Source organism: Streptomyces beihaiensis, from assembly GCF_026274175.1.
Classification (GTDB): Bacteria; Actinomycetota; Actinomycetes; order Streptomycetales; family Streptomycetaceae; genus Streptomyces; species Streptomyces beihaiensis.
Map to the genome: position 1 here is coordinate 1 of NZ_JAPHNL010000007.1, position 23,937 is coordinate 23,937.

A 23,937-nucleotide genomic window follows, 5' to 3' on the forward strand; every position below is an offset into this window, starting at 1 on the left:
CTCACCGGTGTCCACGACCACCTCGTACGCGCTCGGCGTACGGCACCCCGCACCGTGGAAGGGACAGCGGCGCGGCCGCTACGGCGCCCCGAAGGTCAGTGTCAGGCGCGGCGTGTTCTGTGCGGATGTCGCCTCACTCGACCACAGCCACAGCGAGTCCGTCCCGGTGCTGGTGAGGGCGAGGTCGCAGCCCCCGCCCAGCGACCCGGTGAGCGCCGAGGCGTCCAGGCCGGTCGAGTAGAGCGTCGAGGTGGCGTTCGCCCCGCTGAGCGTGCCGACGGACGAGGCGGACAGGGACGGCTTGTCGGCGTAGGTGGTGCCGCTCTCCGTCCAGCTGCCGGTGATGGGCCGCACGGAGATGTCGTCCGTACTGCCCGCGCTGCTCAGCGTGTTGGTCTTCACCGTGAGCCGGGCGCTCTTGAGTACCGTGCCCGCGGGCGCCTTGGGCAGGTCGAAGTGGAGATACGTCTCGTACGCCGAGCTGCCGCGCACCGCGAGGGAGCTCGACCCGCCGTAATTGGTGCTGGGCGCACCGGCGTTGACGTATGTGTCCGCGGACGCCCGGACCGTCTGCGTGGTGTCGGCCGGGGCGGACGCCAGGGTGTAGTGGTCGCGCACCTGGGCGGCGGAGAGCGCGGTCGGGTAGATGGCGGTCTCGTCCATCTGCCCGGCGAAGTAGTCGCTGGAGGGACGCCACGGCCAGCCGTTGAGGTTGTCGCCGCCGACGTGCCAGAACCCGTCGTACTGCTGGTTGCCGGTCGCGCTGTTGGTGCCGACCCTGACCCCGTCCACGTACAGTGCCATCCCCGAGGAGCCCTGGGTGGCGACCATGTGATGCCAGGAGCCGTCGTTGTAGCTGTCGGGGGAGACGATCGTGTGCGTCGCGCCCGTCCACACGCCGAAGACGAGTCGGCCGTCGTCGCGCATGTAGACGTGCTTGTCGTAGTTCCTGCTCAGGCGGGTGGTGTGGTCGCCGAACCCGACCAGTTTGCCGCCGCGGGTCGTGGTCGTTCTGAACCACGTCTCGATCGAGTACGCGCCCGGCACGCTGGTGCGGTCCGCGCCGTACAGGTACTGGTTGTCGCCGTCGAGGCCCAGCGCGGTGGACGAACCCGACACGGCGCCCGGGGTCTGCCGCAGCGACGCGCCGTTGGCGTGCAGGCCGCTGTGGTCGCCCGTCGAGGTGTCGGGGGCGTACGGCGTGCTCGACTCGTCGTAGCGCCAGTACAGGTCGGCGCCGTCGGCGACGACCTTCGAGGCGTACGCGTCGGCGGAGGACGGCACCGTCACGGTCGAAGGGGCCGACAGCGCCGAGGTGTTGCCCGCGCCGTCGGTGGCGGTGACCCGGTAGGTGTGGGTCTGGCCCGCCGACACGTCCTTGTCGGTGTACGACATCTGCGGCCGCGCCCACTCCACCGAGTCGCCCGACACGGTGTACACCGGCGTGCTGCCGCCGTCGCGGTACACCTTGTACGTCAGCTTCGTGTCGTCCTTGTCGAGGCTGGCGCGCCACCGCACATGCACCTCGGTCGGCTGGTACGCCTCGGCGCTGACCTGCGGCACCCACGGCGCCCCGACGTCCGGGGAGGCCGCGAAGTGGGTGAGGCCCTGGGCCGGCGCGCCGTTGACGGTGGTGAACTCGCCGCCGACCCACATGTACTGGTTGTCGGAGGTCTCGGAGACGGTCATGGCGCGCGGTCCGATGCCCTCGCCGAGACCGTCGTTGGTGTCGGGGAACCAGCCCAGCTTGTTGGTGCCGGTGGTCGGCTCGGCCAGCAGGTGGTGGCGGCGCCCGTCCTGGAACTCTCCGACGCTGGAGCAGTCGTGCGCGTGCGAGGCGCTGTAGAGCACCCCCTTGTACGGGCGGACGGCCTGGGTGGCGCCCAGGCAGGTGTCGCGCCAGCGCTGGTTCATCGTCGACAGGTCGAGCGCGATGCGGCCGTCGAAGACGCCACCGCCGGTGCCCTCGTTGCCGGTGTAGAAGCCGGTCGCGTCGGTGGCGACCGACTTGACCACCGAGTTGGTCTCGATGAACCCGAGCGGATAGGTCCGGACGTTGTTCCCGGTGGTGGCGTCGACGACGGCCAGGGCGTGCGAGTCGGCGCCGTTGACCGTGAAGAAGTCACCGCCGATGACCAGGTCCTTCCCGTCGGGCGTGACGGCGAGCGCCCGGCCGGGTTCGTCGACGTCGGCCTTGAACGGCTTGAGCGCGCCGCTGGTGGCGTCCACGGCGGCGAACCGCTCGCGGCTCTGCCCGTCGACCGAGGTGAAGTCGCCGCCCGCGTACACGGTGTCGTCGGTCGCGGCGAGCGCCCGCACGGTGGCAGCGAAGGCCGCGTGGAAGTCCGTCTTCGGTGTGCAGGTGGCGATGTCGATCGCGGCGAGGCTGCTCACGGGTGTGCCGTTGACCGCGCCGAAGTACCCGCCCGCGTACAGCGTCTTGCCGTCCGGTGACACGGTGAGCGCCCGTACGGTCGCGGTGCCGGAGCCCACGGTGAACGACAGCTTGCACGAGGTCGGCGAGCCGCTCGCGGCGTCGAGCGCCACGAAGTTGACCGCGTCCTGGGCGCTGCCGCTCCTGCCCTCGGGCGGGCGGACCTGTGAGAAGGTGCCGCCCGCGAAGACCGTGCCGTGCGCCTGGGCGAGCGCCCAGACGATCCCGTTGGTCTGCCAGGTCGGCAGCGAGTCGGCCGTGAAGGCGACCGGCGGGGTCAGGGCGGCGGCGGGCTGCGGGGCCGCGACGAGGCCGAGGCCGCTCGCCGCGGTCAGCCCCAGGACGGCGCCGAGCGCCCTGGAGCGGTACCGGCCCCTTCTGGGCCGGTGGATGTGTGGTGATCTCGGCATGGGCCCCCCAAGGCTCCGGGTCCGTGCGGCGGACCCTGTGCTGTTTCGTCGGCACCCTACGGACGTGCGGGGTGCCGTGCGTCACACTTGACTCATCTCATACGAAATTTCCTGGAACTGCGGGCGATGTCGCGGCCTGCGCCCCCGCGGACGTCAGCGGTCCACCCGTACGGTCGCCCCCGTCAACTGGCCCTCCAACTGGCGGACATCGGCGTCCACCATGATCCGCGCCAGCTCCTCCACCAGCACCGTCGGCCGCCAGCCCAGCGTCTCGCGGGCCTTGGACGCGTCGCCGAGCAGCGCGTCGACCTCGCTGGGCCGCTCGTACTTGGGGTCGTAGCGCACGTACGCGCTCCAGTCGAGACCCGCGTGCGCGAAGGCCGTCTCCACGAACTGCCGTACCGTGGCCGGGACTCCGGTGGCCACCACGTAGTCGGACGGCTCGTCGTGCTGGAGCATCCGCCACATCGCCTCGACGTACTCGGGGGCGTACCCCCAGTCGCGCACGGCCTCCAGATTGCCCAGGTAGAGGCGGTCCTGGAGGCCCGCCTTGATCCGGGCGACGGCGCGGGTGATCTTGCGGGTCACGAAGGTCTCGCCTCGGCGCGGCGACTCGTGGTTGAACAGAATCCCGTTCACCGCGAACATGTCGTACGCCTCACGGTAGTTGACGGTCGCCCAGTACGCGTAGACCTTCGCCGCGCCGTACGGGCTGCGCGGGTGGAACGGGGTGAGCTCGTTCTGCGGCGGCGGGGCCGAGCCGAACATCTCCGAGGACGACGCCTGGTAGATCCGGGTCCGCACACCGCTCGCCCGGATCGCCTCCAGGAGCCGCAGCGCGCCGAGCCCGGTGACGTCGCCGGTGTACAGCGGCGCGTCGAACGAGACCCGGACATGCGACTGCGCGCCCAGGTTGTACACCTCGTCCGGGACGATGTCGCGCAGCAGGTTCACCAGCGCCACACCGTCGTTCAGGTCGGCGTGGTGCAGCACGAACCGCCGGTCGACCTCCTGGGGCCCCTGGTAGATGTGGTCGATCCGCTCGGTGTTGAAGCTGGACGACCGCCGCACCAGGCCGTGCACCGTGTACCCCTTCGACAGGAGCAACTCCGCCAGATACGAGCCGTCCTGTCCGGTCACGCCGGTGATCAGCGCGGTCTTGGTCATGCGGTGGTTCCTTCCCCCTGGGAGCCGCCCGGCGGGCGGATGTCGTGAACTACGGGAAAATTACGGGTAGTTGCCGGTAAAGACATCCTCGTCCGCAGTGATTTGGCATGATCCGGTCCATGACGACCGTGACCGCACCGCTGCTGCCCGAACACGCCCGAGTCTTCGTCGCGGGCCACCGCGGCCTGGTGGGCTCCGCCGTCGCCCGCCGGCTCGCCGCCGACGGCCACGAGGTGCTCACCAGGAACCGTGCCGAGCTCGATCTGCGCGACGCCGCGCGCACCGCGGCCGAACTCGCCGCGCTCAGGCCCGACGCGGTGGTGCTCGCCGCGGCCAAGGTCGGCGGGATCATGGCGAACAGCACCAGGCCGGTGGAGTTCCTGGAGGAGAACCTCCAGATCCAGCTGAGCGTGATCGCGGGCGCCCATGCGGCGGGGGTGCCGCGGCTGCTGTTCCTGGGCTCGTCGTGCATCTACCCCAAGCACGCGCCGCAGCCGATCACCGAGGAAGCCCTGCTGACCGGCCCGCTCGAACCGACCAACGAGGCGTACGCGCTGGCGAAGATCGCGGGCATCGTCCAGATCCGGTCCTACCGGCGCCAGCACGGCGCCCGGTACATCAGCGCCATGCCGACCAACCTCTACGGGCCCGGCGACAACTTCGACCTGGAGACCTCGCACGTCCTGCCCGCCCTCGTCCGCCGCTTCCACGAGGCCCGCGCCGACGGCCGCGACGAGGTCGTCCTGTGGGGCTCGGGCAGCCCGCGCCGAGAGTTCCTGCACGTCGACGATCTCGCGGCGGCCTGCGTGCTGCTGCTGAGCCGCTACGACGGCGACGAGCCGGTCAACGTGGGCTGCGGCGAGGACCTGACCATCCGGGAACTGGCCGCCACGGTCGCCGACGTCACCGGCTTCACCGGCCGGATCGGCTGGGACACCACCCGCCCCGACGGCACCCCGCGAAAGCTCCTCGACATCTCCCGTCTCACCGCACTCGGCTGGAGGCCGCGGATCGGCCTGCGCGACGGCATCGCGCAGACCTACGCCCACTGGCGGGCCGGACGCGACGCCACCTGACCCGGTCCGCGGGCCGGGCCGTCGCGACCCGGCCCCACGCTCAGTACGCACCCCGCCCGTCGACCACGGCGCGCAGCGTGCGGACCAGTACGTCGACGTCGCTGGTGAACGACCAGTTGTCCACGTAGCTGAGGTCGAGCTGGACGGTCTCGTCCCAGGACAGGTCGGAGCGGCCGCTGACCTGCCACAGCCCGGTCATCCCCGGCCGGACGGCCAGCCGCCGCCGCTCGACCTGCGTGTAGCGGGCCACCTCGTCCACCAGCGGAGGGCGCGGCCCCACCAGGGACATGTCGCCCTTGAGCACGTTGACCAGCTGGGGCAGTTCGTCGAGCGAGGTCCGGCGCAACCAGCGGCCCACCGCCGTGACGCGTGGATCGCGGCGCATCTTGAACAGCGGTCCCTCGTGCTCGTTCGCGGCGGCGAGCTCCGCCTTGCGGCGGTCCGCGCCCACGTGCATGGTGCGGAACTTCCACATCACGAACGGCCTGCCCTGGTGCCCGACGCGCTCGTGGAGGTAGAACACCGGCCCCGACGACGTCAGCCGCACCGCGACGGCGACCATGAGCAGTACCGGCGCGAGCAGGACGAGCCCGGCCAGCGCGCCGGCCCGATCGAGCGCCTGCTTGAGCACCAGCTGCGCGCCCTCCCGTACCGGTGGCGCCACCCGCAGCAGCGACAGCCCGCCGGCGGAGCTGGGGCCGAGCCGCTTGACCGACACGTCGAGCAGCCCCGGCGCCACGAACAGCTCCACCCCGACGTCGTGCAGCCCCCACGACAGCAGGCGGAGCCGCTCACCGGCGAGCGCGGCCCCCGGCGCCACGAGCACGAGGTCGGCGTCGAGCCGCCGGACGGCCCGGACGACCAGCTCGGCGTCCTCGTGGGCGGACGACGGTGTGGCGGCCAGCCGCTCCGTGGTGCGCACCCCCGAACCGAGCGTCCCCTCGCCCACCGGGACGGCGCCCACGACCACGTACGGGTGGTCGGTGCGCGCCGCGAGGTGGGCCGCGACGGCGTCCGCCGCGGCAGGCTCACCGACCACCAGGACCTTCACCACGGCGTGCGCCTCCCGCCGCACCGCGGCCAGGTGGCGGTGCAGCGCCTTGCGGCACACGAGGGTGGCCAGCAGGCCGGGCGTGAGCGCCGCCACGAGCGGCGGCGCCGCCACCCGCAGCTCCGCCGCCGCGTGCCACGCGGCCAGGACGCCGAGCAGGATCAGCCAGTCGCCGATGACCGGCAGGGTGCCCCGGCTCTCACCGAGGGCCCGCCTCGTGTACCGCGCACGGCACAGCCGCACCCCCGCCCAGGCCAGCGCGGTGACGGCTCCGCCGACCACCGCCCACGACCGGTCGAGGGCGCGGAGCACCAGGGCGACCGGAACGCCCACGGCCACGAGATCGGTGAGCAGGGTCGTCGGCAGATACCAGCGGGCTTTGCGTCCCAGCCACGCCGACGCGACACGGGAACGCGGCGGCTCCCCTTTCCGTCTGTCGGACGCGGCAGCCTGTACATCCCACATGTACCCCCCCAGGCACGTTCAGGCACGATTCATGCAAAGAGCCGCCAGTCGATCGGAATCCCCATCCCACGAACAAGCGGCGCAGTGGTGAACAGTACGACAAACTCCCCTACAGTTGTGGGGGTTTGAGGAAACGTCAGCACCAAAACCGCCGACTTCGACATAGAGTCCGCACGAGTGTCCGAAGGTCTTCGGCTGGTTTTCGGCTGGTGTTCGGCCACAGGCAGTACAGGAGGCGGGCCGTTCGGCCCGGGGGGCGCGAGGCGGGGGTACGAGCACGTGCGCGAACGCGTGGACGACCGGGCGGGGGAGGACACCCCCGGGGCGGGTGAACAGCCCGGCACGGCGGAGGAGACCGGGACGGACGAGCGGTCCGGCACGGCGGAGGAGACCGGGACGGACCGGAGGCGGCCGCGGCGCCGACTGCGACGGGTGCTGCTCGGCGCGCTCGCGCTGCTCGCCACCGGAGTCCTCATGGTGGTCGGGCTCGGCTGGTGGGCCGTGGACCACTACACCGGCAAGGTCGACCGGATCTCGGGGGTGTTCCCCACGTCCGTGCCGCCGTCGGCGCTGCCGGAGCCGTCCAAGGGCGGACAGACGTTCCTGCTCGTCGGTGTCGACAGCCGCTCCCGGCTGCCGACCACGGGCCGCGACGCCAAGGCGCCCGAGTGGACGTACGGAGCCCAGCGCAGCGACACGATGATGCTGGTCCACCTCCCGGCCGACCATTCCGCGGCCTACGTCGTCTCGCTGCCCCGCGACTCCTGGGTCGACATCCCCGGACACGGCCGCGCCAAGCTCAACGCCGCGTTCTCCTGGGGCGGACCACCGCTGCTGATCGACACCGTGCAGCGACTGACCCGCATCCACATCGACCACCTCGCCGTCATCGACTGGGACGGGTTCAAGAAGCTCACCGACTCGGTGGGCGGCGTCGACCTCACCGTCGACGGGACGCGGCGCCACATGAACGGCGAGCAGGCCCTGCGGTACGTGCGCGAGCGCAAGCACCTGCCGCGCGGCGACTTCGACCGGACGCACCGCCAGCAGTACTTCCTGCGGACCGTCCTGGCGAAGGTGATGCGGCCCGGCACGTTCACGAACCCGATGCGCGCCGGGAAGGTGCTGAACGACCTCACCGCCGCCGTCAGCGTCGACGACCGGCTCTCCGACGGGGCGCTGCGCGGCCTGCTGTGGGACAACAAGGCACTCCGTGCGGGGGACATGGTGTTTCTCAACGCTCCCGTGAAGGGAACAGCCATGATCTCGGGACAGTCCGTGGTGCTGCTCGCCCCGGACGCCGACAGGGCGTTGTGGAAGTCGGTGAGGGACGACACCGTCGGCGACTATCTGAGCCGGCACCACGTGGACCGTCTCGGCGCGACGACGCCCTGACACCTGCACCGCCGCACCGGCACTCGCGGAGGACGGCCACATGACGGACCGCCACATGACGGACCACCACCCCGAACACGCCACCCGCCACGGCCGACGCCAGGGCCACCCCCGGCGCCTGGCTCTGGCGGCAGTGCTCGGCCTGCTGCTGCTCGGGCTGCTCGCCGGGGCCGGACTGGCCTCGGTGGCCGGGACGGGAGGGGACGACGGGACTCCACAGGGGGAGCGCCCCGCCGACAGCACCGCACTGCCGTTCGACCTGCCCCCCGCGAAGGAGCTCCGCGCCGGCCCCCACCTCGTCTTCGCGCACTACTTCCCGCCGTTCCCGCTCTCCCTGGACAACCGGCCCGCCGCCCAGGACTACTACACGCGCAACTACCTCGACCCGCAGGGCGAGAACGGCAAACACGCGGCCTACGGCGGACTCCTGCGCGACCGGCCGCAGCCCAGGCCGCCGCGCGGCGGCGACTGGCGGCTGGCCGACCTGGAACAGGAAGTGCGCACCGCACGCGACGCGGGGCTCGACGGGTTCACCGTCGACATCCTCAGCCTCACCGGCACCAACCGGCAGCGCGTCGACCTGCTCCTGCGCGCCGCGCACCTCGTCGATCCCCACTTCCGGATCGTGCTCATGCCCGACATGACCGCCCTGCACACCGACCCGCGCACCCTCGCCGACGCCCTCGCCCTACTCGCCGCCCACCCGGCAGCCCACCGCCTGGCCGACGGGCGACTGGTGGTCTCCCCGTTCAAGGCGGAGGCCCAGGACCCCGCCTGGTGGCGGCGCGTCATGGCACGCCTCGCCGAACACGGCATCCGCACCGCCCTCGTCCCGGTCTTCCTCGACTTCCGGTCCAACGCCCAGCGGTTCGCGCCGATCAGCCACGCCTTCTCCTCCTGGGGCAACCGCAGTTACACCGGACAGGACGGTGTGCCCGGCGACATCCGGCTCGCCCACCGCCTGGGCAAGAAGTGGATGCAGCCGGTCTCCGTACAGGACACCCGCCCCGACCAGTCCGTCTACGACGAGGCGGGCAACACCGCCACCCTGCGTTCCACCTGGAACCACGCCATCTCCGACGGCGCCGACTGGGTGCAGCTCACCACGTGGAACGACTACTCCGAGGGCAGCCAGTTCGCCCCGTCACTGCACAACGGCCACACCTACCTGGACCTCTCCTCGTACTACCTCACCCGCTTCAAGACGGGCCACTGGCCGCCGATCGTCCGCGACACCGTCTACGTCACCTCCCGCGTCCAGTACGCCCGTACCGCCGACGCCCCGCTCCAGCCGCTCCTCATGAGCCCGCGCCAGGGCACCGCGACCCCGCGCGACGACGTGGAGGTGCTCACCTTCCTGACCGCGCCCGCCGACGTCACCGCCGAGGTGGGCACGGACACCCACACCTACCGCGCCCCGCGCGGCGTCCACGCCGAACTGCTGCCGCTGCGCCCCGGCCACACCCGTGCGGTCGTCCGCAGAGCCGGGCACACCGTCGCCGCGGTCACCACCCGTTACCCCGTCCGCACCGACGTCACCGTGCAGGACCTTCAGTACTACGCGGTCTCCAGCGGCCGCGACGGCCACTGACGCCACCCGCTCCGGCCACCCGCATCCCGACAACCGCCTGACGTGGGACGCTGCCCGAACTTAGGGTGGCGACGTGACGATCCCCGCGTACCTCCGGTTCCCGCACCTGCACGGCGAGTTGGCGGTCTTCACCGCCGAGGACGATGTGTGGGCCGCGCCCCTCGACGGCGGCCGCGCCTGGCGGGTCAGCGCCGACAACATGCCCGTCAGCAACCCCCGCGTCTCCCCGGACGGCACCACCGTCGCCTGGACCTCGCGCCGCGACGGCGCCCCCGAAGTACACATCGCCCCGATCGACGGCGGCCCCGCCCAACGCCTCACGTACTGGGGGTCCTGGACCACCACCGTGCGCGGCTGGACCCCCGACGGACGCGTCCTGGCCACCACCACACACGGTCAGGCGTCGCTGCGCCGCACCTGGGCGCGGGCGGTGCCCCTGGACGGCGGACCCGCCGAGACCCTGCCGTACGGGCCCGTGGGCGGCGTCGCGTACGGGCCCGCGGGCCGCAGGCTGCTGCTGTCGGCGGTGATGTCCCGCGAGCCCGCCTGGTGGAAGCGGTACCGGGGCGGCACCGCGGGCAAGCTGTGGATCGAGCGGACCGGCGAAGAAGAAGGCGCGGCACGGGAGTTCGAGCGGGTGCACGCCGGGCTCGACGGGAACATCGAACAGCCGATGTGGGTGGGGGAGCGCATCGCCTTCCTCTCCGACCACGAAGGCACCGGCGCCCTGTACTCGTCCCTCCCCGACGGCACCGACCTGCGCCGCCACACCCCGCTCGACGGCTTCTACGCCCGGCACGCCACCACCGACGGCACCCGGGTCGTGTACGCGAGCGCCGGTGAACTGTGGATCGTCGACGGGCTGACCGAGGACGGGCCCGAGCCGCGCCGGATCGACATACGGCTCGGCGGGCAGCGCGTCGACCTGCAACCGCGGCCCGTCGACGCCGCCCGCTGGTTCGGCGCCGCCTCACCCGACCACACCGGGCGGGGCAGCGCCGTCGCCGTGCGCGGCGCCGTCCACTGGGTCACCCACCGCTCGGGCCCCACCCGCGCCCTGGCCGCCGCACCCGGCGTGCGCGCCCGCCTCCCGCACACCTTCCGCGTCGACGGCGAGGAACACGTGGTGTGGGTGACCGACGCCGAGGGCGAGGACGCGCTCGAACTCGCCCCCGCCACCGGCGCCGCGCCCGGCGGCGCGCCCCGCAGGATCGGCGCCGGACGGCTCGGCCGCGTACTCGGCCTGACCGTCGCCCCGGACGGCGCCCGGATCGCCGTGGCCGCCCACGACGGCCGGGTCCTGCTCGTCGAGCGGGACACCGGCGACGTACGGGAAGTGGACCGCGGCGGCGACGGGCACGCCACCGGGCTCGCCTTCTCGCCCGACTCGGCCTGGCTCGCCTGGTCCCACCCCGGACCGCACGACCTGCGCCAGCTCAAGCTCGCCAACACCGCCGACCTCGCCGTCACCGAGGCGACCCCGCTGCGCTTTCGCGACTACGCGCCCGCGTTCACGCTCGACGGAAAACATCTCGCCTTCCTGTCGGCGCGTGCCTTCGACCCCGTCTACGACGAGCACTCCTTCGACCTGGCGTTCGTCGGCGGGGTCCGCCCGCACCTGATCACGCTCGCCGCGACGACCCCGTCACCGTTCGGGCCGCAGCGGCACGGCCGCCCCTTCGACGCGCCCGAGAACCCGGCCGCCGAGACCCCCGACAGCGAGGGCGCGCCCGCCACCCGCGTCGACCTGGACGGGCTCGCCGACCGGATCGTGCCGTTCCCCGTCGAGGCGGCCCGCTACTCGACGCTGCGCGCCGCCAAGGACGGCGTGCTGTGGCTGCGCCACCCCGTGCAGGGCGTGCTCGGCGACTCACGGGCCGACCAGGACGACCCGGAGCCCACGACCAGCCTCGAACGCTACGACTTCCCGCAGCGGCACATCGAGGAGATCGGCTCCGACGCCGACCACTTCGAGGTCAGCGGCGACGGCAAGCGCGTCCTGCTGTGGACCGGCGAGAAACTGAAGGTCGTCCCCAGCGACCGGCGGCCCGCGCACGACGACGGCGACACCAATGTCACCGTCGACCTCGGCCGCATCGCCCAGACCCTCGACCCGGCCGCCGAGTGGCGGCAGATGTACGAGGAGGCCGGCCGCCTCATGCGCGACAACTTCTGGCGCGCCGACATGAGCGGCGTCGACTGGGACGCCGTCCTCGACCGCTACCGCCCGCTGCTCGACCGCGTCGCCACCCACGACGACCTCGTCGACCTGCTGTGGGAGGTACAGGGCGAACTCGGCACCTCGCACGCGTACGTCACCCCGAGCGGGACGGGCGCCGCCGCCGCGCGCCGCCAGGGCCATCTCGGCGCCGACATCTCCCGCCACGACGACGGCAGTTGGCGCATCGACCGGATTCTGCCCGCCGAGACGTCCGACCCGCGCGCCCGCTCCCCGCTCGCCGCGCCCGGCGTCGCCGTGCGCGCCGGTGACGCCGTCGTCGCGGTGGCCGGACAGCCCGTCGACCCGGTGACCGGGCCCGCCCCGCTGCTCGTGGGCACCGCGGACAGGCCGGTGGAGCTGACCGTGTCGCCCGCGGGCGGCGGCGACCCGCGGCACGTCGTCGTGGTGCCGCTCGCCGACGAGGAACCGCTGCGCTACCAGGCGTGGGTCGCCGACCGGCGGGCCCACGTCCACGAACGCTCCGGCGGACGGCTCGGCTACCTGCACGTGCCGGACATGCAGGCGCCCGGGTGGGCTCAGATCCACCGCGACCTGAGCGTGGAGGTCGCCAAAGACGGGCTCGTGGTGGACGTCCGCGAGAACCGCGGCGGTCACACGTCCCAGCTGGTGGTGGAGAAGCTGGCCCGGCGGGTGGTCGGCTGGTGCAGGCCACGCGACGCCCGCCCCTACAGCTACCCGATGGACGCGCCGCGCGGGCCCGTCGTGGCGGTGGCCAACGAGTTCTCCGGCTCGGACGGCGACATCGTCAGCGCGGCGATCAAGGCGCTCGGTATCGGCCCGGTGGTCGGCGTACGCACCTGGGGCGGCGTCATCGGCATCGACAGCCGCTACCGGCTCGTGGACGGCACCCTGGTGACCCAGCCGAAGTACGCGTTCTGGCTGGAGGGGTACGAGTGGGGCGTGGAGAACCACGGGGTGGATCCGGACGTGGAGGTGGTCGCGGCGCCCCATGACGTGGCCGCTGGGCGGGACCCGCAACTGGACGAGGCGATTCGCCTCGCGCTCGCCTCGTTGGCGCAGACTCCGGCGAAGGCCGCGCCTTCACTGCCGTGAGTCTCCGCCCCGCGGGCCTTCCGCGACCAGCCGCTGACGGCCCGCGGGCCGCGACGAAAGCTCACGGGGCGGACAAGAACGCCCGTCCGTCCCGCCGCCCCGATACGATGCGCCCACACCGATTCCACCACCGCGAAGGAGACCGCACCGTGCCCGGGGAACCGCAGGCGGACTGCCTGTTCTGCAAGATCGTCGGGGGCGAGGTCCCCGCAACCATCGTGCGGGAGACCGACACCACCCTCGCCTTCCGAGACATCAACCCGCAGGCCCCGACCCACGTCCTGGTCATCCCGCGCGTCCACCACCCCGACGCCGCCTCGCTCGCCGCCGCCGAACCGGCCGTCGCCGCCGACGTGCTCCGCGAGGCCGCAGAGGTGGCCAAGGACGACAAGCTGGACAGCTTCCGCATCGTGTTCAACACGGGCAGCGGCGCGGGCCAGACCGTCTTCCACGCCCACGCCCACGTGCTCGGCGGCCGCGGCATGCAGTGGCCCCCCGGATAGCAGCGGGGGCTCAACGACCCGTGTCCGCACGTGAATTCGTCGTGCTCGGCACCGCGAGCCAGGTGCCGACCCGGCAGCGCAACCACAACGGCTACGCCCTGCGCTGGGACGGCGAGGGCATCCTCTTCGACCCCGGGGAGGGCACCCAGCGGCAGATGCTGCGCGCCGGTGTCGCCGCGCACGACCTGAACCGGATCTGCGTCACGCACTTCCACGGCGACCACAGTCTCGGCCTCGCCGGGGTGATCCAGCGGATCAACCTCGACCGCGTCCCGCACCCGATCGCCGCCCACTACCCGGCCTCGGGGCAGCGCTTCTTCGACCGGCTCCGGTACGCCACCGCGTACCGCGAGACCGTACGGATCGCCGAGGAGCCGGTGCGGGGCGAGGGCGGCGTGCTCGCCGAGACGGCCGCGTACCGCCTGGAGGCCCGCCGCCTCTCGCACCCCGTCGAGTCCTACGGATACCGGCTCGTCGAGCCCGACGGGCGGCGCATGCTGCCCGAACGGCTCGCCGCGCACGGCATCGCCGGCCCCGACGTGGGGAGACTGCAACGCGAGGGCGGTCTCCGCGGTGTCACCCTCGCCGAGGTCAGCGAGGCGCGGCGCGGGCAGCGGTTCGCGTTCGTCATGGACACCCGCCTGTGCGAAGGCGTCGAGGCGCTCGCCGACGGGTGCGATCTGCTCGTCATCGAGTCGACCTTCCTGGACGAGGACGAGCGGCTCGCCGCCGACCACGGCCATCTGACCGCCCGTCAGGCCGCGTCCGTCGCCCGTGACGCGGGCGTGCGCCACCTCGTCCTCACCCACTTCAGCCAGCGCTACGCCGACCCGGAGGAGTTCGCCCGGCAGGCGCGGGCCGCCGGGTTCGAGGGAGAGCTCACGGTCGCCCGCGACCTCGACCGGGTGCCGGTGCCGCGCCGGGTGTGAACCGGGGGGAGTACGCGGCCGGGCGCTCCGCGTCGGGCCCCGCCCGGCTGCGTACGATGCACGGATGTCCCTCGCACCATTCGCCCGTATCCCCAAGGCCGAGCTCCACCTGCACATCGAAGGCACCCTCGAACCCGAACTCGCCTTCCGGCTCGCCGCCCGCAACGGCATCCGGCTCCCGTACGCCGACACCGAGGCGCTGCGCGCGGCCTACCTCTTCGACGACCTGCAGTCGTTCCTCGACCTCTACTACGAGCTGATGGCCGTCCTCGTCACCGAGGACGACTTCGAGGCGCTCGCCGACGCCTACCTGGAGCGCGCCGCCGACCAGGGCGTGCGCCACGCGGAGATCTTCTTCGACCCGCAGGCCCACATGGCGCGCGGCATCACCCTGGGCACCGTCGTCGAGGGCCTCTCGCGGGCCCTGGCGCGCAGCGAGGAACGGCACGGCGTCTCCACCAAGCTCATCATGTGCTTCCTGCGCGACCAGTCGGCCGAGTCGGCGATGGAGACCCTGGAGGCCGCGAGGCCGTACCTGGACCGCATCGTCGGCGTCGGCCTCGACTCCGCCGAGGTCGGCAACCCGGCCGCCAAGTTCCGCGAGGTCTACGAGGCGGCGGGCGCGCTCGGCCTGCGCAAGGTCGCGCACGCCGGCGAGGAGGGCGACCCGTCCTACGTGTGGGAGGCGCTCGACGTGCTCGGCGTCGAACGCGTCGACCACGGCCTGCGCTGCCTGGAGGACCCGGAGCTCGTGGCGCGCCTCGTGCGCGACCGCGTCCCGCTGACCCTGTGCCCGCTCTCCAACGTGCGGCTGCGCGCCATCGACGTCCTTGAGCAGCACCCGCTGGTGCGGATGATGGACGCGGGTCTGCTCTGCACGGTCAACTCCGACGACCCGGCCTACTTCGGCGGCTACGCGGGCGACACCTTCCACGCCGTCCACGAGGCGCTCGGCGTCCACCACGAGCGGCTGCGGGAGCTGGCCCGCAACTCGTTCGAGGCGTCGTTCCTCGACGGCAGCGAGGCCGACGAGCGGCGCCGCGCCCGCTACCTCGCCGAGGTGGAGGCGTTCGTCTTCGACGACATGACGGGCTGAGCCCGCTCCCGTGCCGGACACCGGCGGCCCGGGCCGCGTCTAACGCCAGTTCGCGGTGCCCGGCACGCTGCGGTGGGCCGCCGACTCGACGCGGCGGCGGGTCTCGCGCATCACCGCGACAATGCGCTCCTCGTGCCCCGGAGTCAGCCGGGCCACCGGCACCGAGCAGCTGATCGCGTCGTGCGCCGGGGTGGCGTAGCGCAGCGCGAAGCCGAAGCCGACGATGCCCGGCACGCCCTCCTCCCGGTCGACCGCGTAGCCGCGCTCCCGCGTCACGGCCAGGTCGGCGGCGAGCGCGTCGCGGGTCGTCAGTGTGTTGCCCGTGGCGGCGGCGTACGGCCCCTTGGGCAGCTCGGCGTCGGGCCGCTGCGCCAGCAGCGCCTTGCCGAGAGCCCCCACGTGCGCGGGCAGCCTGCGGCCCACCCGGCTGATCGTGCGCAGATACTCGTGGGACTCGCGGGTCGCCAGGTACGCCACCGCGAAGCCGCCCGGGTCGAGGCGCCCCAGGTGGATGGTCTCGCCGAGCGCGTCGGACGCCTCGTCGAGGAACGGGCGCACGACACGGACGTACGGGTCCGTGTCCAGGTAGCTGGTGCCGGTCAGCAGGGCGTGGATGCCGATGCCGTAGAGCGACCCGGTGACGTCCGTGCGGACCCAGCCGCGCGCGATGAGCGTCCGCAGCAGCGCGTACATGGAGCTGCGCGGCACCGCGAGCTCGTCGGCGAGCTCCTGCAACCGGGCCGGGCGGTCGCCGCGCGCGGCGAGCACTTCGAGCAGGTCGACGGTGCGGGCGGCCGACTTCACCTCGCGCACGCCGTGCCCGCTGGTCTCCTTGTGCATGCGCCGATCGTAGGCCGGGGGCGACCCGGCCATTGACGTCGTCCGTCCATGTACCTAACCTCCATCTACATCTGTGGATCATATCTACGTAGGGAGACAGGCAGGCGATGAGCGTGAACCTGACCATCAGCGACGTCCGCCTCACCCCGATCCTCGTCGCCGACCCGCCGCTCCTGAACACCCAGGGAGTGCACCAGCCCTACACCCCGCGGCTCATCGTGGAGGTCGTCACGGCCGACGGCACCACCGGCGTGGGGGAGACCTACGGCGACACGAAGTACCTGGAACTCGCCCGCCCCTTCGCCCGGCAGCTCGTCGGCCGCCAAGTCACCGACCTCAACGGCCTGTTCACGCTCGCCGGACAGGTCGCCGTGGCCGACGCCCGCGTCGACGACCAGGTCGACGTCGGCGGCCTGCGCGGCGTCCAGACCGCCGACAAGCTGCGCCTGTCCGTCGTCTCCGGCTTCGAGGTCGCCTGCCTCGACGCGCTCGGCAAGGCGCTCGGCCTGCCCGTGCACGCCCTGCTCGGCGGAAAGGTCCGCGACAGCGTCGAGTACAGCGCCTACCTCTTCTACAAGCACGCCGGCCACCCGGCTGGTGTGGCGAGCGAGCAGGACGACTGGGGCGAGGCCACGGACCCGGCCGGAATCGTCGCCCAGGCGCGACTGTTCAACGAGCGGTACGGCTTCGAGTCGTTCAAGCTCAAGGGGGGCGTCTACCCGCCCGAGCAGGAGATCGCGGCCGTCCGCGCCCTCGCCGCCGCGTTCCCCGGCAAACCGCTCCGCCTCGACCCCAACGGCGCCTGGTCCGTACCGACCTCACTGAAGGTCGCAGCCGAACTCCACGACGTACTCGAGTACCTGGAGGACCCCGCCCTCGGCACGCCCGCCATGGCCGAGGTCGCCGCATCGGCCGGAGTCCCGCTCGCCACCAACATGTGCGTGACGACCTTCGCCGAGATCGAGGAGGCGTTCCGCCGCCGCGCCGTGCAGGTCGTCCTCTCCGACCACCACTACTGGGGCGGCCTGCGCAACACCCAGCAACTCGCCGCGATCTGCCGCACGTTCGACGTCGGCGTCTCCATGCACTCCAACACCCACCTCGGCATCAGCCTCGCCGCGATGACCCAGGTCGCGTCGACCGTGCCGAACCTGCACCACGCCTGCGACTCCCACTACCCCTGGCAGTCGGAGGACGTCCTGACCGAGCGCCTCACCTTCGAGGACGGCCGCGTCGCCGTCACCGACACCCCCGGCCTCGGCGTCGCACTCGACCACGACCGCCTGGCCGCGCTCCACCACCGCTGGCTCGACGAGAACAACGCCGCCCTGCGCGACCGCGACGACTCGGCGGCGATGCGGGTCACCGACCCGGAGTGGACCACGCCGAGCATGCCGCGCTGGTGAGCACCCCGCCGCCGACACGGGCGGCACCCCGCCGGGCACGGCAGGACAGGGCACGCGCCGGACCGCCGGAGCGGCGGAGCGGCGGATCAATGGACCGAAGATGGCGTAGTCGCGGCACGAGCGCTGTCCTTGACCGTGGTGGGAGTCAGGTTCGGGCACACTGACCGGACCCGCACCACATCAGGGAGCCCGACGTGACCTCCACCGACCCGGCCCACACGGACCCGCTCGCGGCGCTGCGCACGCCCGGTGCCCCGGCCTGCGACGTGTATCTCACCGGCACCGTCTTCCTCGACATCATCTTCACCGGCCTCGACAGCGCGCCCGTGCGCGGCACCGAGACCTGGGCCCGCGGCATGGGATCGAGCCCCGGCGGCGTCGCCAACATGGCCACCGCGCTCGCCCGGCTGGGGCTGCGCACCTCGCTCGCGGCGGCGTTCGGCGACGACCACTACGGCGAGTACTGCTGGGACACGCTGGAGCGGGACGAGGGCATCGACCTGAGCTGGTCGCGGAAAGTGCCCGGCTGGCACTCGCCGGTCACCGTCTCCATGGCCTACGAGGGCGAACGCACCATGGTGAGCCACGGCCACCAGCCGCCCCTGGAGGTACCCGCCCCGCACTGCCCGCCGCGCACCCGCGCCGCCGTCGCCTCGCTCGTGCCGGGGGCGCCCGCCCCCTGGGTCGCCGAGGCGGCACGGCAGGGCACCCGTGTCTTCGGCGACGTCGGCTGGGACGACACCGGCCGCTGGGACCTCGCCGCGCTGGAGGACCTCGGGCGGTGCGAGGCATTCCTGCCCAACGCCGAGGAAGCCATGCGCTACACCCGTACCACCTGCCCGCGCGCCGCCGCGCACGCCCTGGCCGAACTGGTCCCGCTGGCCGTCGTGACCCTGGGCTCCGAAGGCGCCTACGCCGTCGACGGCCGCACCGGCCAGACCGCTTCCGTCCCCGCCATCGACGTCGCCGCGCTCGACCCGACCGGTGCGGGGGACGTCTTCGTCGCCGGTTTCGTCACCGGCACCCTCGCCGGATGGCCGCTGCCCGACCGGCTCGCCTTCGCCGGACTGACCGCCGCGCTGTCCGTGCAGGAGTTCGGCGGTTCCCTGTCGGCCCCGGGTTGGTCCGAGATCGCGGCGTGGTGGCGCCAGGTCCACCAGGTGGGCGACCAGGACCCGGCGGCGCTGGCCCGCTACGACTTCCTGGCCCCGCTCCTGCCGCACACGACACGAGCCTGGCCGCTGCGCCGCGCCGTGCCCACGATCGGCTTCCGGGGCACGGCGTGACGTGCCGCCCGGCGCGCGGGCCGCGCTCACGCCCGGTCGAGCCGTAGCCGCTCCGCCCGCGGCAACCCGGCCACCACCAGGTCGTACGAATCCTCGACCAGTTCCCGCACCACCCGGTCGGGCAGCTCGTCGGGCCGGTCCGCGGTCACCGTGTTCCAGTGCCGCTTGTTCATGTGCCAGCCCGGCACGACCAGCCCCTCGTGCTCCCGGCGCAGCCGCACCGCGTCCTCCGGGTCACACTTCAGATTCACCGTCAGGGGCCGCGCGTCCAGCGTGGAGAGAGCGAACATCTTCCCCAGCACCTTGAACACCGAGGTCTGCGGCCGGAACGGGAACTCCTCCACCGCCGCGTTGAACGACAGGCACAGCGCGCGCAGCTCCCGCGGTGTCACCCCTTCGCCCCTTCCTCCGCCTCCGGCCGCCGCGGACCGACCGGCTCCACGAGAACCGTCACGATCTTGTTCCGCCGCCCCGCCGGAGCCTCCGCCGTCAACCGCAGCTCCCGCCCGTCCGGCAACGGCACCACAGCCGTCGCCCCCGCGATCGGTACCCGGCCCAGCGCCTTGGCGAGCAGCCCGCCCACCGTCTCCACGTCCTCGTCGTCGAACGCGTCGATCCCGTACAGCTCTCCGAGATCCCCGATGTCGAGCCGCGCCGTGATCCGGAACCGGTCCTGGCCGAGCTCCTCCACGGGCGGCAGCTCACGGTCGTACTCGTCGGTGATCTCACCGACGATCTCCTCAAGGATGTCCTCGATGGTGACGATCCCCGCCGTGCCGCCGTACTCGTCGATGACGACCGCGACATGGTTGCGCAACTGCTGCATCTCGCGCAGCAGATCACCGGCGTTCTTCGTGTCCGGCACGAACGCCGCCGGACGCATCGCCGTCGACACCAGCTCCGACTCGGCCTCCCGGCTGATGTGCGTCTTGCGTGCGAGGTCCTTCAGATACACCATCCCGACCACGTCGTCCTCGCTCTCCCCGACCACGGGGATACGCGAGAAACCGGACCTGAGCGCCAGGGTGAGCGCCTGCCGGATCGTCTTGTAGCGCTCGATGACGACGAGATCCGTGCGCGGCACCATCACCTCACGCACCAGCGTGTCGCCCAGCTCGAAGACCGAGTGCACCATGCGGCGCTCCTCGTCCTCGATCAGCGACTCCTGCTCGGCGAGGTCGACCATGGCCCGCAACTCCGCCTCGGACGCGAACGGCCCCCGCCGAAACCCCTTGCCGGGCGTCAGCGCGTTGCCGATGAGGATGAGCAACGGCGGAATCGGCCCCATCACCCGGGCCAACGGCAACAGCACGTACGCCGCCGCCGTCGCCGTGTTCAACGGATGCTGCCGCCCGATGGTGCGCGGCGAGACCCCCACCGCGACGTACGAGACGAGCACCATCACCGCGATGGCGACGACCAGCGCCTGCCAGGGCCGGCCGAACTCCTCCAGGCACGCGTACGTCACGAGGGCGGCGGCCGCCATCTCGCACGCCACGCGCACCAGGAGCGCCACGTTCAGATACCGGGTCGGGTCGGCCGCGACCTGCGCGAGCTTCGCGCTGCCGCGCCGCCCCGAGCGTACGGCCTCCTCGGCACGGAAACTGGAGACCCGCGCGATACCGGCCTCGGCGCACGCGGCCAGCCACGCGACGACGACCAGGGCGACCGCCCCGGCGACCAGCGAAGGGCTCATGACACGGTCGGGGCGGGCGACGGGCCCGTCATCCCCCGCTCGGCCCGCCAGCCGTCCACGATGCCCGCCTGGAGCCCGAACATCTCCGCCTTCTCGTCGGGCTCCTCGTGGTCGTAACCGAGCAGGTGCAGCACACCGTGGACGGTGAGCAGCTGCAACTCCTCGTCCATGGAGTGCTGCGTGGCGGCCTCCTGGCCCTGCTTCCTCGCGACCTCCGGGCAGAGCACGATGTCACCGAGGAGCCCCTGCGGGGGCTCCTCGTCGTCCTTCATGGGCGGCCGCAGCTCGTCCATCGGGAAGGACATGACATCGGTCGGCCCCGGAAGATCCATCCACTGCACGTGCAGCTGCTCCATGGCGTCGGCATCCACCACGATCACCGAGAGCTCGGAGAGCGGGTGGATGCGCATCCGCGCGAGTGCGTAGCGGGCGATGTCGAGGATCGCCTGCTCGTCGACCTCGGTTCCGGACTCGTTGTTGACGTCGATCGACATGGCGCTGTTGGTTCTCTACTTCCCTCTGGGGCGGCCCTTGTGCGAGCCGTTCTCCGTACCGTGCTCGGTGTCGTACTTCTCGTACGCGTCGACGATACGGCCGACCAGCTTGTGCCTGACGACATCGTGCGACGTGAGCCGCGAGAAGTGCACGTCCTCGACGCCTTCGAGGATGTCCTGCACCTGCCGGAGCCCGGACTTCGTCCCACCCGGCAGGTCGACCTGCGTCACGTCACCCGTGACCACGACCTTCGACTCGAAGCCGAGCCGGGTGAGGAACATCTTCATCTGCTCGGGGTTCGTGTTCTGCGCCTCGTCGAGGATGATGAAGGCGTCATTGAGCGTGCGACCCCTCATGTACGCCAGCGGCGCCACCTCGATGGTCCCCGCCGCCATCAGCCGCGGAATCGAGTCCGGGTCCAGCATGTCGTGCAGCGCGTCGTACAGCGGCCGCAGGTACGGGTCGATCTTCTCGTACAGCGTGCCGGGCAGGAAGCCGAGGCGTTCGCCCGCCTCCACCGCCGGGCGGGTCAGGATGATGCGGTTGACCTGCTTGGACTGGAGGGCCTGGACCGCCTTGGCCATCGCCAGGTACGTCTTGCCGGTGCCGGCCGGGCCGATGCCGAAGACGATCGTGTGCTTGTCGATCGCGTCGACGTACCGCTTCTGGTTGAGGGTCTTGGGGCGGATGGTGCGCCCGCGCGAGGAGAGGATGTTCTGCGTGAGCACCTCGGCCGGGGTCTCCTGCGGGCCGTCGCCGTTCTCGCTCGCCTTGAGCATGGCGATCGAGCGTTCCACCGCGTCCTCCGTCATCGGCTGTCCGGTGCGGAGCACCAGCATCATCTCGTCGAACAGGCGCTGGACGAGAGCGACTTGCCTCGGCTCGCCGGTGGCGCTGATCTCGTTGCCCCGGACGTGGATGTCGGTCTCCGGGAAGGCCGTCTCGATCACTCGCAGCAGCGCGTCGCCCGATCCGAGGACTTCCACCATGGGGTGCTTCGGCGGGACGGTGAACTGTGCGCGGGCGCTGGATGGTGTCTGCGTCATGGGCGGGCTCTGAAGGCCACGATCTCCTTGTGACAGGCCGGGGTCTGATGGCTTCAAGCCTACGACGCGGCAGTGACGGCGCCGAAGCGTTTTCCGGAGGCCGCGCCCGCCCCGCCTCAGCGGCGCCCGCGCAGCCCCACCGCGACCGCCGCCGCCGCGATCAGCACCACCGCCGCGTCGAGCGCCACCACCGTGCGCACGCCGTCGAGCAGACGCGGTGCCGTCGTCGCCAGGACGCCGAGCAGCGGGATACCGACGGTGATGCCCACCTGCTGGGTGGAGGTGACCAGGCCCGTTGCCAGGCCCTGCTCCTCGTCCGGGACCCCGGAGGTGACCGTCAGGCCGTAGGAGACGATCGCCCCGAGGTGGCACATGCTCGCCAGCGCCACCGCCGCCGTGGCCAGCCACACGGACCAGCCGCCCGTGCCCAGGCCGAGGAGCGCCGCGATGAGCACGCCCTGTCCGGTCAGCGAGCCGACCAGGGTGCGGTGGGCGCCGAACCGGCCGATGACCTTGGCGGCGACGGTTCCCGCGACCGCCGAGACGACGCCCTGGACGCCGAAGATCAGGCCGGTCTCGAAGGCGGACAGGTGGAGCGTCTCCTGAAGGTACAGCGTGAGCACGAAGATGATCGTCGACATCATCGAGAAGGTGACCAGGCCGCCCAGGTTGCCCCAGGCCACGGTCCTGCGCCGCAGCATCGGCAGCGAGACCAGCGGCTGGGCGGTGCGGGTCTCCACGAAGACGAAGGCGGTGAGCAGGGCCAGGCCCGCGACCAGGGTCGCCACCACGTCCGCGCGGCCGAAGCCGGCCTGTGCCGCCGTGGACAGGGAGTAGATCACGGCGAGCAGTCCACCGGTCACCGTGACCGCGCCGGGCACGTCGAGCCGCGGCCGCTGCGGCGTACGCGATTCCGGCAGCAGGCCGGGCGCCAGGGGCAGCACGATCAGTACGAACACGGACAGCAGGCCCATCGTGGAGCGCCAGCCCAGCGTGTCGGTCAGGACGCCGCCGAAGACCATGCCGCAGGTGTAGCCGAGCGAGAGCAGGGTGCCGGAGATGCCGAGGGCCCGGTCGCGCTGCGGCCCCTCGGGGAACGTGGTGGTCAGCAGGGACATGCCGGTCGGCACGATCATCGCCGCGCCGAGGCCCTGCAGCGCCCGTCCGGTCAGGAAGGAGGCCGGGTCCCACGCCAGCGTGGCGAGCAGTGAGGCCGTGCCGAAGAGCGCGAGTCCGGCCAGGAAGACCTTGCGTCGTCCGAACAGGTCGCCGACCCGGCCCGACAGGAGCAGGAAGCCGCCGGAGGGCAGCGCGAACGCGGTGACGGCCCATTGCAGTGCCGACCGGCTCATGCCGAGGTCGGCGCCGAGGACGGGGAGTGCCACGTTGAGGACGGAGAAGTCCAGGGCGACCATGAACTGCGCCGCGCACAGGACGAACAGGACGAGCGCGTCGCGCCGCGAGAGGCGGGGGGCCGGGGCCGGGGCCGTCGCCGGTGTCGCCGTCGTGGTCGGTGTTGTTGTCGTGTCTTCTTGCGGGGTGTCTATCGCCATGCCCTGAGCTTCGCCGCTCGCGAGAGGCGCTGGAGAGTGGGAACTTATGCTGGTGGCCGCACCACCAGGCAGCGGACACAGCGGAGCGGGCACAGCGGAGGGGGATGCCTACGTGGCCGAGAGCGAGATGGTCAAGAAGCGGCGGCTGAGTGAGCTGCGGGAGTTCCTGATGAGCCGGCGGGCCCGTGTCTCGCCCGCCGAGG

General features: G+C 72.3%; 18 protein-coding genes. 9 read left to right on the forward strand and 9 right to left on the reverse strand.

Annotation, left to right across the window (positions count from 1 at the left end; all coding sequences use genetic code 11):
* Positions 1–78 precede the first annotated feature (78 nt).
* The gene (locus OFY01_RS01575; RefSeq protein WP_266595537.1) at positions 79–2,844 is read right to left on the reverse strand and encodes a CBM96 family carbohydrate-binding protein; all 2,766 of its coding nucleotides are present in this window, start codon (positions 2,842–2,844) and stop codon (positions 79–81) included.
* A 153-nt stretch (positions 2,845–2,997) separates the two neighbouring features.
* Positions 2,998–4,011 (reverse strand): GDP-mannose 4,6-dehydratase, encoded by a 1,014-nt coding sequence (gmd, locus tag OFY01_RS01580; RefSeq protein ID WP_266595538.1) that lies wholly within the window; start codon positions 4,009–4,011, stop codon positions 2,998–3,000.
* 107 nt (positions 4,012–4,118) lie between these two features.
* Here gmd and OFY01_RS01585 point away from each other — a divergent pair, with 107 nt between their 5' ends.
* Complete coding sequence (locus OFY01_RS01585) at positions 4,119–5,087, forward strand: GDP-L-fucose synthase family protein (protein WP_323135460.1); 969 nt, start codon at positions 4,119–4,121, stop codon at positions 5,085–5,087.
* A 40-nt stretch (positions 5,088–5,127) separates the two neighbouring features.
* On the opposite strand, the gene OFY01_RS01590 is transcribed toward OFY01_RS01585, so the two are convergent.
* On the reverse strand, positions 5,128–6,603 hold the full coding sequence (locus tag OFY01_RS01590; protein WP_266595542.1) for a sugar transferase: 1,476 nt from the start codon (positions 6,601–6,603) through the stop codon (positions 5,128–5,130).
* A 279-nt stretch (positions 6,604–6,882) separates the two neighbouring features.
* Here OFY01_RS01590 and OFY01_RS01595 point away from each other — a divergent pair, with 279 nt between their 5' ends.
* From OFY01_RS01595 to OFY01_RS01620, 6 genes are all read left to right on the forward strand, one after another.
* Positions 6,883–7,998: an LCP family protein gene (locus tag OFY01_RS01595; protein WP_266595544.1), complete on the forward strand. Its 1,116-nt coding sequence runs from the start codon at positions 6,883–6,885 to the stop codon at positions 7,996–7,998.
* A 40-nt stretch (positions 7,999–8,038) separates the two neighbouring features.
* On the forward strand, positions 8,039–9,589 hold the full coding sequence (locus OFY01_RS01600; RefSeq protein ID WP_266595546.1) for an endo-1,3-alpha-glucanase family glycosylhydrolase: 1,551 nt from the start codon (positions 8,039–8,041) through the stop codon (positions 9,587–9,589).
* Between the two features lie 73 nt (positions 9,590–9,662).
* Entirely contained in the window at positions 9,663–12,884 is a 3,222-nt protein-coding gene (locus OFY01_RS01605; protein WP_266595548.1) for a S41 family peptidase, read from the forward strand.
* A 149-nt stretch (positions 12,885–13,033) separates the two neighbouring features.
* Positions 13,034–13,387, forward strand: a complete 354-nt coding sequence (locus tag OFY01_RS01610) for a histidine triad nucleotide-binding protein (RefSeq protein ID WP_266595550.1) — start codon at positions 13,034–13,036, stop codon at positions 13,385–13,387.
* Positions 13,388–13,407: 20 nt separating this feature from the next.
* Positions 13,408–14,316, forward strand: a complete 909-nt coding sequence (locus tag OFY01_RS01615) for a ribonuclease Z (protein WP_266595552.1) — start codon at positions 13,408–13,410, stop codon at positions 14,314–14,316.
* A 64-nt stretch (positions 14,317–14,380) separates the two neighbouring features.
* A complete protein-coding gene (locus tag OFY01_RS01620; protein WP_266595554.1) occupies positions 14,381–15,412 on the forward strand; it encodes an adenosine deaminase in 1,032 nt (343 codons plus the stop codon).
* Between the two features lie 39 nt (positions 15,413–15,451).
* On the opposite strand, the gene OFY01_RS01625 is transcribed toward OFY01_RS01620, so the two are convergent.
* Entirely contained in the window at positions 15,452–16,252 is an 801-nt protein-coding gene (locus tag OFY01_RS01625; protein WP_266595556.1) for an IclR family transcriptional regulator, read from the reverse strand.
* 107 nt (positions 16,253–16,359) lie between these two features.
* Here OFY01_RS01625 and OFY01_RS01630 point away from each other — a divergent pair, with 107 nt between their 5' ends.
* Both OFY01_RS01630 and OFY01_RS01635 read left to right on the forward strand, forming a co-directional pair.
* The gene (locus OFY01_RS01630; protein ID WP_266595558.1) at positions 16,360–17,658 is read left to right on the forward strand and encodes a glucarate dehydratase family protein; all 1,299 of its coding nucleotides are present in this window, start codon (positions 16,360–16,362) and stop codon (positions 17,656–17,658) included.
* 194 nt (positions 17,659–17,852) lie between these two features.
* The gene (locus OFY01_RS01635) at positions 17,853–18,944 is read left to right on the forward strand and encodes a PfkB family carbohydrate kinase (RefSeq protein WP_266595559.1); all 1,092 of its coding nucleotides are present in this window, start codon (positions 17,853–17,855) and stop codon (positions 18,942–18,944) included.
* A gap of 26 nt (positions 18,945–18,970) precedes the next feature.
* Here OFY01_RS01635 and OFY01_RS01640 read toward each other — a convergent pair whose 3' ends face one another.
* From OFY01_RS01640 to OFY01_RS01660, 5 genes are all read right to left on the reverse strand, one after another.
* On the reverse strand, positions 18,971–19,336 hold the full coding sequence (locus OFY01_RS01640) for an MmcQ/YjbR family DNA-binding protein (RefSeq protein WP_266595561.1): 366 nt from the start codon (positions 19,334–19,336) through the stop codon (positions 18,971–18,973).
* Positions 19,333–20,640, reverse strand: coding sequence for a hemolysin family protein (locus OFY01_RS01645; RefSeq protein ID WP_266595563.1), 1,308 nt, complete (start codon positions 20,638–20,640; stop codon positions 19,333–19,335). Before OFY01_RS01645 ends, OFY01_RS01640 begins: the two co-directional genes overlap by 4 nt.
* Positions 20,637–21,134, reverse strand: a complete 498-nt coding sequence (gene ybeY / locus OFY01_RS01650; protein ID WP_266595564.1) for an rRNA maturation RNase YbeY — start codon at positions 21,132–21,134, stop codon at positions 20,637–20,639. The genes OFY01_RS01645 and ybeY overlap by 4 nt, the downstream gene beginning before the upstream one ends.
* Positions 21,135–21,149: 15 nt before the next feature.
* Complete coding sequence (locus OFY01_RS01655) at positions 21,150–22,181, reverse strand: PhoH family protein (protein WP_266595566.1); 1,032 nt, start codon at positions 22,179–22,181, stop codon at positions 21,150–21,152.
* A gap of 116 nt (positions 22,182–22,297) precedes the next feature.
* Positions 22,298–23,734, reverse strand: coding sequence for an MFS transporter (locus tag OFY01_RS01660; protein ID WP_266595568.1), 1,437 nt, complete (start codon positions 23,732–23,734; stop codon positions 22,298–22,300).
* Between the last annotated feature and the right edge of the window lie 203 nt (positions 23,735–23,937).

Coding starts and splice junctions, on each gene's coding strand:
- OFY01_RS01575 (WP_266595537.1), bottom strand. CDS start 2,844: ATGCCGAGATCACCACACATCCACCGGCCCAGAAGGGGCCGGTACCGC.
- gmd (WP_266595538.1), bottom strand. CDS start 4,011: ATGACCAAGACCGCGCTGATCACCGGCGTGACCGGACAGGACGGCTCG.
- OFY01_RS01585 (WP_323135460.1), top strand. CDS start 4,119: ATGATCCGGTCCATGACGACCGTGACCGCACCGCTGCTGCCCGAACAC.
- OFY01_RS01590 (WP_266595542.1), bottom strand. CDS start 6,603: ATGTGGGATGTACAGGCTGCCGCGTCCGACAGACGGAAAGGGGAGCCG.
- OFY01_RS01600 (WP_266595546.1), top strand. CDS start 8,039: ATGACGGACCGCCACATGACGGACCACCACCCCGAACACGCCACCCGC.
- OFY01_RS01620 (WP_266595554.1), top strand. CDS start 14,381: ATGTCCCTCGCACCATTCGCCCGTATCCCCAAGGCCGAGCTCCACCTG.
- OFY01_RS01625 (WP_266595556.1), bottom strand. CDS start 16,252: ATGCACAAGGAGACCAGCGGGCACGGCGTGCGCGAGGTGAAGTCGGCC.
- OFY01_RS01630 (WP_266595558.1), top strand. CDS start 16,360: ATGAGCGTGAACCTGACCATCAGCGACGTCCGCCTCACCCCGATCCTC.
- OFY01_RS01645 (WP_266595563.1), bottom strand. CDS start 20,640: ATGAGCCCTTCGCTGGTCGCCGGGGCGGTCGCCCTGGTCGTCGTCGCG.
- ybeY (WP_266595564.1), bottom strand. CDS start 21,134: ATGTCGATCGACGTCAACAACGAGTCCGGAACCGAGGTCGACGAGCAG.
- OFY01_RS01655 (WP_266595566.1), bottom strand. CDS start 22,181: ATGACGCAGACACCATCCAGCGCCCGCGCACAGTTCACCGTCCCGCCG.
- OFY01_RS01660 (WP_266595568.1), bottom strand. CDS start 23,734: ATGGCGATAGACACCCCGCAAGAAGACACGACAACAACACCGACCACG.